8 protein-coding genes are annotated in these 7,999 nt (G+C 67.5%); all 8 read right to left on the bottom strand.

Going from position 1 to position 7,999, the window contains the following annotated elements; genetic code table 11:
- Window positions 1-99: 99 nt before the first annotated feature.
- Window positions 100-1,902: a thiamine pyrophosphate-requiring protein gene (locus VGH85_00120; protein HEY2172195.1), complete on the bottom strand. Its 1,803-nt coding sequence runs from the start codon at window positions 1,900-1,902 to the stop codon at window positions 100-102.
- Window positions 1,903-2,037: 135 nt separating this feature from the next.
- Complete coding sequence (locus VGH85_00125) at window positions 2,038-3,198, bottom strand: alpha/beta hydrolase (protein ID HEY2172196.1); 1,161 nt, start codon at window positions 3,196-3,198, stop codon at window positions 2,038-2,040.
- Window positions 3,199-3,312: 114 nt separating this feature from the next.
- A complete protein-coding gene (locus VGH85_00130; GenBank protein HEY2172197.1) occupies window positions 3,313-4,164 on the bottom strand; it encodes an aminoglycoside phosphotransferase family protein in 852 nt (283 codons plus the stop codon).
- Between the two features lie 82 nt (window positions 4,165-4,246).
- The gene (locus VGH85_00135) at window positions 4,247-4,798 is read right to left on the bottom strand and encodes an NUDIX domain-containing protein (GenBank protein HEY2172198.1); all 552 of its coding nucleotides are present in this window, start codon (window positions 4,796-4,798) and stop codon (window positions 4,247-4,249) included.
- 101 nt (window positions 4,799-4,899) lie between these two features.
- Entirely contained in the window at window positions 4,900-6,147 is a 1,248-nt protein-coding gene (locus VGH85_00140) for a sigma-70 family RNA polymerase sigma factor (protein ID HEY2172199.1), read from the bottom strand.
- The gene (locus VGH85_00145; protein HEY2172200.1) at window positions 6,144-6,494 is read right to left on the bottom strand and encodes a YciI family protein; all 351 of its coding nucleotides are present in this window, start codon (window positions 6,492-6,494) and stop codon (window positions 6,144-6,146) included. The genes VGH85_00140 and VGH85_00145 overlap by 4 nt, the downstream gene beginning before the upstream one ends.
- A 49-nt stretch (window positions 6,495-6,543) precedes the next feature.
- The gene (locus tag VGH85_00150) at window positions 6,544-6,909 is read right to left on the bottom strand and encodes a nuclear transport factor 2 family protein (protein HEY2172201.1); all 366 of its coding nucleotides are present in this window, start codon (window positions 6,907-6,909) and stop codon (window positions 6,544-6,546) included.
- Between the two features lie 172 nt (window positions 6,910-7,081).
- Window positions 7,082-7,999, bottom strand: a 918-nt coding sequence (locus VGH85_00155) for a class I SAM-dependent methyltransferase (GenBank protein HEY2172202.1), incomplete at its 5' end; no start/stop codon positions are given.

The following is a 7,999-nucleotide window of genomic DNA, read 5'->3' on the forward strand; positions in this document are numbered from 1 at the left end:
TTGGCGATCCGCGCCGACTTCTCCTCGCTCGCACCTTGTCGGCGGAGCGCCTGGTATTGCTTCTCGTCCTTGATCTGGGGGGTGGGCATTTCCGTCCTCTCACGAGTCCGAGTCGTCGTGGTGCGGGAGGATTTCCTGCACCTTGGTCTTCATGCCTTCCTTGATGACGCCCCACCGGTTCTCGTCTCCGCCGATCAGCGCGGCCGCGGTGTCCTTCATCTGCTCGAAGGTCGCGTGCGGCGGGATCGGCGGCACGTCGGGGTCGCAGCGCACATCAAGCAGCGTCGGGCGGTCGGCTGAGAGAGCCTGCTCCCAGGCCGGGCCGATCCGGTCCGGCTTGTCCACCGTGATTCCCCTGAGCCCGAGACCAGAGGCGAAGTCGGCGTAGGAGATGTCCGGGAGCGTCTGGGACTCGGCGAACTTCGGCGCCCCGCCGAGTGCCCGCATCTCCCAGGTGACCTGGTTGAGGTCGTCATTGTGCAGTACGGCGACCACCAGTCGTGGATCGTCCCACTGCTGCCAGTAGTGCCGGACCGTGATGAGCTCGGCCAGCCCGTTCATCTGCATGGCACCGTCGCCGGCGAAGACGACCACCGGGCGGTGCGGGTGACCGAACTTCGCCCCGATCCCGTAGGGGACGCCCGGACCCATCGTGGCGAGCGTCCCAGACAAGGAGCCCCGCATGTCACCGGTGAGGCGCAGGCAGCGGGCGTACCAGTTCGCCGCGGAGCCGGAGTCGGCGGTGACGATTGCGTTGTCGGGTAGCCGCTCGGACAGCTCCCAGAAGAGCCGCATCGGGTTGATCGGGTTGGCGTCGACCATCACCTCGGCCGCGATGGTCTCCCACCAACGGGCGACCGAGGACTCGATCTCTTCCCGCCAGGACCGGTCGTCCTTCCGGTCGAGGTGCGGTAGCAGGGCCCGCAGGGTCGCCGCCGCGTCGCCGACGAGGTTCAACTCGTACGGGTACCGCATGCCGATGTAGCGGCCGTCGATGTCGATCTGGATGGCGCGGGCCTGATCGAACTCGGGCAGGAACTGGGTGTACGGGAAGTTCGAGCCGACCGTGAGCAGGGTGTCGCAGCCCTGCATCATCTCGTAGCTGGGCCGGGTGCCGAGCAACCCGATCGACCCGGTGACGAATGGCAGGTCATCGGGGAGCACATCCTTGCCCAGCAGCGGTTTCGCCACGCCGGCCCCGAGCAACTCGGCGATCTCCTCGATCTCCCGTCGCGCACCGCGGGCGCCCTGCCCGGCGAGGATCGCGACCTTTTTGCCGGCGTTGAGAATCTCCGCGGCGCGCTGGATCGCCACATCGTCCGGCGAGACCGTCGGCCACTGCACGTCCGTACTCGACGGCACCATCTTGAATTCGTGGGTCGGCGCCGAATACTCCAACTCCTGCACGTCCGACGGAATGATGATCGCGGTCGGCGCCCGCTCGGCCTGCGCCACCCTGATCGCGCGATCGAGCACGTTCGGCAGCTGTTCGGGAACCATCACCATCTGCACGTAGTCGCTGGCCACGTCCTTGAAGAGGCTGAGCAGGTCGACCTCCTGCTGGTAGGACCCACCCATTGCGCTGCGGCTGGTCTGCCCGACGATGGCGACGACCGGCACGTGGTCGAGTTTCGCGTCGTACAGCCCGTTGAGGAGATGGATCGCCCCCGGGCCGGATGTCGCCGCGCAGACGCCGACCTTGCCGGTGAACTTGGCGTAGCCGACCGCCTCGAACGCGCTCATCTCCTCATGCCGGGACTGGATGAAGGCCGGCTGATTGTCCGCCCTACCCCACGCCGCCAGCAGCCCGTTGATCCCGTCGCCGGGGTAGCCGAAGACCTGCTCCACACCCCACTCGCGTAGGCGGCCGAGCAGAAAGTCAGCGACCGTGGGCGACGCCATGGGCGAACTCCTCTTCATCAAGGCGGCCGAACCCGCAGCTCTTACGGCGGAACCACACGTAGCACAGCATTTCCCTCGACGAGCCGCGCAAACCACTCGACGCTCACGACTGCCGGAACCGCGCCGCGGTAATGATCAATGGGCTGGGCTCGACGGCTCGGAGGAGTGGACGGATGCGGTGAAGGCGTCGACGGCGTCGATGACGGCGTGGAATCGTACGGAGCGATAGAGGTCGAACGTGTGCTGGGCGCCGGGCAGCTCCAGGTAGACCAGCGGACGCTTCGGTGCAGTGTTGCGAAACCGCTCCACGAAGTCGCGGGCGGCACTGACATTGACGAATGAGTCGTGCGTGCCGTGGGCGATGAGCATGGGCGGAGCGTCGCCGTCGACGTGCTCGATTGGCGCGGAGGGCGCGCCGGGCTCGCGGTCGATCCAGGACGGGCTGCCGTAGAAGCCGTACAAGCAGACGGCGGCGGAGACGTGCGTGTCGGCCTGTTCGAAGCCCGGTTGAAGCGCAGCGGCATTCGGCGTCAGCGCGGTCATCGCCGCGAGGTGGGCGCCGGCCGAACTGCCCGCGACAACGATCGACGATGGGTCGGCGCCGTAGGACGGGGCATGCTCGCGCATCCAGGCGATGACCCGTTTCGCGTCAACGAGCGGCGCGGGATAGGGCGCATTCCGGGTGAGCTGATAGTTGGCGCTGACGCACAACCAGCCCTGGCTCGCGAGACGGTAGATGAGTGCCCGGGCCTCACGGTTCTTCCGCCCGCTGCGGTATCCGCCGCCGTGGAAGTACACCAGGCAGGGACCGGTCACTGCGCCCGACCGTGGCCGGTACACATCGAGGAGGTTCGCCCGCCCCGCCGGGCCGTAGGCGAGGTCCGCCCGCCGGATGACGTCGCGTCGTCGTACGGCGAACGGTGCGAACAACAGTCGCGCCCACGGACGGCGCCGCGTGAGCCGGGCCGTCAACTCCGGCGCCGATTCGACGCGCCATCCGGAGCCCAGCCCATCGGAGAGAGCGCGCGCGACGATCGGGCCGGCCTGCAGCCCGCGCCACAGCACGACGGCGAGCCCAGCGAGGGTCAGGACCGCCCCCGCCACCGCGATGAGGCCGACCGGATTACCGAGATCGCCCTGTGCCACAGCCAGTGTGGTGGCGGCAAGGACCCAGACTGCGGCCAGTACTGGCAACTCGTTGAGCTGAAATCCCAACCGCCAGCACAGTTGTCCTAGCGTCCAGGTGTGTGGCACGGGGACGAGCAACGTCGCCGTGAGGACTGCCGGAACCGCCACCGTAATCAGGTAACCGATCGGCACAGAAATCCCTCTCTCCAGGACACAAACATGCTAGGGCGCTGTGGCAGCGACGAGAAGCCAGGGATCCGTCCCGCTCGGGGCCTGGAGCGGTCAGATCCGGGCGAGGTGCTCGGCCAGGTCGCGGAGATAGGCGAGCCGGGCAGCCAGCGGCGTCCAGGACCAGTCGCCCCGACCCTCGAGCTGTGCGCGGGTCTTCCACGCCAGGGCGAGGACTTCATAGATGGTGGCATGCGGCTCACGTGGGTGGGTCCCATAGCCCTCGTAGAACGCTTCGGGCACGAGATGGGCCGGGCGGAGGTCGAGAGTCGCGAGGTCCCAGCGAGGATCGCCGGCTCGGGCGAACTCCCAGTCCAGTACGCCGGTGCAGCGCCACCCGTCTGCCCCCGGGGCGACCAGGATGTTCTGCGGCAGGGCATCGTTGTGGATCAAGCGGACCGGCGCGTCGGCCAATGCATCGCGGGCAAGGTCGGCGAACCGATCGATCCGCGCCGCAGAGATAGGGATGCCGTCGGCGACCCGGTCCCGGAGCCACACCAGATCGTCGGCCAGGTGTCCTGTCGACCAGGCGGCCCAGCCGCCGGCAAAGGACTTGATCCGATCGCCCACGATCTCACCAGCGGTCCCGAGCCCGATCTCGTGCACACCGCGCAGGACGTCCCCCACTGAACGCCAGGTCGACGCGAGTTCGTGTCTGGTCAGCGACCCAAGCGCCTGGTCGAGGCCGACGCCCTCCACGTAGGTGCTGAGTACGGCGACGTGCTCACCGGTGGCCGCCGCGAGAACCCGCGGCGCCGGGACGTCCCGTGCAGCAAGGAGCCCGCTGAGGTAGGCCTCCTTACGCACCGACGCCGCAGATCCATCCAGCCTCTGCCGCAGCACATACCGGTGATCGCCCAGCGTCAACGCCCAGACCCGGTTCGTCGACTCACCCAACGAGACCACGGCCTGCGGCCTCCCCGCCAAACCGGCCGCGGACAAAAGCGCACTGACAAGGTCCGGTGGCGGCGTCATCTCCATTTGGCTGTCATACGAGGCCCATCGCCGAGGCGAGGCGTACCAGGTCGGCCACCGGCACATCCTCGCCCTCGGCGAGCCAGGCGGCTGCCTCGGCCGGTGGGAGGATCAGTACGTCGGTGACCTGTTCGCCGCCGGGCGGACAGCTCGGCGGCCGGTCGACGGTCACGTCCGCGACGGCGTACAACCAGTAGGACACTGGGTGGGGCAGGTGCGGGCGATAGGGCTCCGGACGGCGGTGGTCACCGCGCCGGGCGCCGAGCCATCGCAGTGGGCCCTTCAGCGTCGCACCGGCTTCCTCGAGGAGCTCCCGCCGCGCCGTGTCCTCAACGCCCTCGCCGGGGTCACGGGTGCCACCAGGGAGGAACCGTCTTCCCTCGGCGCCGCAGACCACGATGCCGCCGGAGGTCCGGCAGATCAGGTGGATGTGGCTGACGAGCGTTTCGGGTGGTCGTTCCAGCGAGAACTGGATGTCGGTGTCGGCCCACGCCCAGTAGTCCGGCGCGAACAGCTGCGGGAACCTCGTCGCCCAGTCAGGCAATTGGGCCCGCTGCACGGACATCGAGCAATCGTCGAGCCACCGTCGACTCACCTACGCCGGGAGCGCCACTGAGGAGAATCACGCGCACAGGGAGACCATATCCACCGGGTGGGCAGGTCGGCTTATTCCGTTTCCCTCTCGAGCCGGGCCGCCTGCCTTTCGAGGTAGCGCTGCTCGGGCATGCTCATGGTCTTTTGGGCGGCCAAGCGGTACGCCGTCCGCGCCCCGGGGAGGTCGCCGGACATCTCGAGTAGATGTCCACGGACCGCGTCGATCCGGTGGGACAAGTCGACGCCCTCCTCCTGCTCGACGCCGGCAACGATGGCGAGGCCTGCGTATGGTCCGTCGACCATGGCGGCGGCGACCGCCATGTTGAGCCTGGTCATCGGGTTGGGCGACAGGTCATCGAGCACCCGGTAGAGCAGGAGGATCTGTGTCCAGTCGGTGTCCGCCGCCGACCGGGCCTCGCCGTGGATGGCGGCGATCGCGGCCTGCACCTGATATGGCCCGGCGGCGACCGTACCGAGCGTCGCGCTGATCAGTGCGATCCCTTCCTCGATGGCGGCGTGGTCCCAGGCTGCGCGATCCTGATCGGCGAGCGGAACCAGTGCACCAGAGGCATCGGTGCGAGCGCCACGCCGGGCGTCGGTGAGCAGCATGAGAGCCAGCAGACCGGTTACCTCACCGTCGTCGGGCAGCAGCCGGTGCAGGATTCTGGCGAGCCGGATGGCCTCGGAGGTTAGGTCGGCGCGATGCAGTACGGGTCCGGCGGTGCTGGTATGGCCTTCGGTGAAGACGAGGTAGAGCACGTGCAGCACCACTCGAAGACGATCTGGTCGCTCAGCCTCCGATGGCAGCCGGAACGAGACTCCGGTCGCCCTGATCCGACTTTTGGCGCGGCTGATGCGTTGTGCCATCGTCGACTCGGGAACCATGAATTCGCGCGCTATCTCGGCTGTCGTCAGCCCGCCGACGGCGCGCAGTGTCAGGGCCAGTTGCGAAGGTGGCGACAGCGCCGGATGACAACACATGAAGAGCAGGATGAGGGTGTCGTCGCCGTGTCCGGTCTCCTCAGACGGTTCTTCCGCGTGGGGGGAGCTGACCGCGAGGGCGGCCTCGTGCGTCTCCCGATTACGACGGGCCGACTCGGAGCGGAACGCGTCGTGCAGCCGCCGCTCAGCGACGGTGATCAGCCAGCCACGCGGATTCTCCGGCCAGCCGTCGGCCGGCCACTGCATCGATGCCGCGAGCAACGCCTCCTGGACGGCGTCCTCACAGGCCGCAAAGTCCGTGCTTCTGCCGGCGAGCGCGCCGAGAACCTGCGGCGTGAGATCGCGCAGCAGTTCTCCGAGTGGCTGGCGGTCGGTCACTGCGGGTCGGCACCCGGATTCATCAACGGCCGGACTTCGACAGCGCTGACCACTGATGGCGGCCACCGGCTCGCGATGTCGATGGCGCGCTGCTCGTCTTCCACGTCCAGCAACACGAAACCACCCATCTGCTCCTTCACCTCTGCGTAGGGACCGTCGGTCACCGCCGGGACACTCCCAGGAAACTTCACCGTCCTAGTCCTCGACGGGTCGGCGAGTGCTTCGACACCGACCAACTCACCCGATTCCTTGAGTTCAGCCAGCAACGTCTGCATCTGCTCGATGAGCTCGGGACTCATCGATTCCCGGATGTTCGGAGCGTCGTACAGCATCACCAGATATTTCATACCGTCCATTCCTCTCCGAGCAGGCACGAACCATGTCGGCTTCCGCGACTCACCTGTAGTCGTTCTCCCTGAGCTCGATCACGTATCCGCGCCGCTCCATGATCTTCGCGTCCCGCATGACGAAGACTTCACCCATCGCCATTCTCGCGAGCTCGCCGGTCGCTCGCCGGACTTCGACGGTCATCTCTGCCATCACCACGTCGTCCTCCTCGACCATCCGGGTGATCACCAGGTCCGGGCTGCCGGTGAAGTCGGGGCCCTCGATGTGTCGGTCATAGGCCTCCTTGCCGTGGATCCGATACCACCCGAAATTCGTCCATCGGATGTCGTCGGTGAGACACGACAGGATCTGATCGTGGTCGGACTTGTTGAACCCATCGACGTACCTCTGGACAGTCTTCTTGTTCTCCGACATGCCGCTCCCTAGGTGTCCGAGCCCCGAGCGGGCTCTCACCCAGAAGTCGTAGCCGACACCGCAGTCTCGACATCCCCGGGCGGATGCCCGCGGACGATCGTCCGAACTGGGCAGCCTGGGCGCGCGTGGAGGTCATCCGCCACCGCATCGCGGCCTGCCTACAGTGCGACCTTTATCTGTCGAAGGAGAGCCGAGACGGTTCGACGCCGGTTGCCGGTGGGCCGAGTTGAAAGTCCCAGATGATGGCGACGGGTTGATCGCGATAGGCAGCGTTGGTCGCGGCAGCGGTCCAACAATGGAGCGACCAGATGTCCGGCGGCTCCTTGGTGGGAACGGGGTTCTCGGGGGGCTTGTCGTCGGGGTCGACGGTCGGGTAACCAAGGCGGGGTTCCTCGCAATGGCGGACCTGCAGGCCGAGTGGCAGCGCCGCGGCCAGGTAGTCGCTGGTTCGATGGTGCCGGTTGGTAATGAGACCCGGCATGCCGTCAGGTCCCCGCTTGACCAGCGGGAACCCGATGCCGCCGGTCATCAAGCCGGGGGACTCGGAGATCACCAGGTGACCACCGGGGCGGAGGACTCTGGCGAACTCGGCCAGTACCGGTCCCAGGTCGGGGACGTGCGTGAGTGCGAGAGCGCAGACCACCACGTCCACGAGGTCATCGGGGACCGGCAGATGATGCAGGTCACCGTCGTAGAACTTGGCGCCCGGGACCTTGGCGCGGGCTCTGGCCAACATGCCGGGCGAACTGTCGACTCCGATCACATCGTGACCGAGGGAGGCGAGGTACGCCGAGTGGCGGCCCGTGCCGCACGCGGCGTCCAGTGCGACTCCGACCGGAAGGCCGGCCAGGATCTTCTGGACGATCGGCTGCTCCAGGTCGATCAGCCCGTTGCCCGGCTCGTCGTAGTCCTCCGACCAACTGTTGTAGCCATCGGCGGTGGCGAGCAGAGGGGTGTCAACGCCCTCGCCGAGCTTGTCGACCGAGTCCAGCAGGGCCCGCATCTCCGCGAAGCGCGCGTCAGTGAATCCGCGGTCGTAGTCACCGCTGAAGGCGCGCAGAAGCGCCACGCCCTCCAAGCCCAGCAGATA

The organism is Mycobacteriales bacterium (genome assembly GCA_036497565.1).
In the GTDB taxonomy this organism is placed as follows: domain Bacteria; phylum Actinomycetota; class Actinomycetes; order Mycobacteriales; family QHCD01; genus DASXJE01.

What these genes read in the sequence shown, in the direction of transcription:
- VGH85_00135 (HEY2172198.1), bottom strand. Translation starts at nt 4,798, where the DNA reads ATGTCCGTGCAGCGGGCCCAATTGCCTGACTGGGCGACGAGGTTCCCG.
- VGH85_00120 (HEY2172195.1), bottom strand. Translation starts at nt 1,902, where the DNA reads ATGGCGTCGCCCACGGTCGCTGACTTTCTGCTCGGCCGCCTACGCGAG.
- VGH85_00150 (HEY2172201.1), bottom strand. Translation starts at nt 6,909, where the DNA reads ATGTCGGAGAACAAGAAGACTGTCCAGAGGTACGTCGATGGGTTCAAC.
- VGH85_00145 (HEY2172200.1), bottom strand. Translation starts at nt 6,494, where the DNA reads ATGAAATATCTGGTGATGCTGTACGACGCTCCGAACATCCGGGAATCG.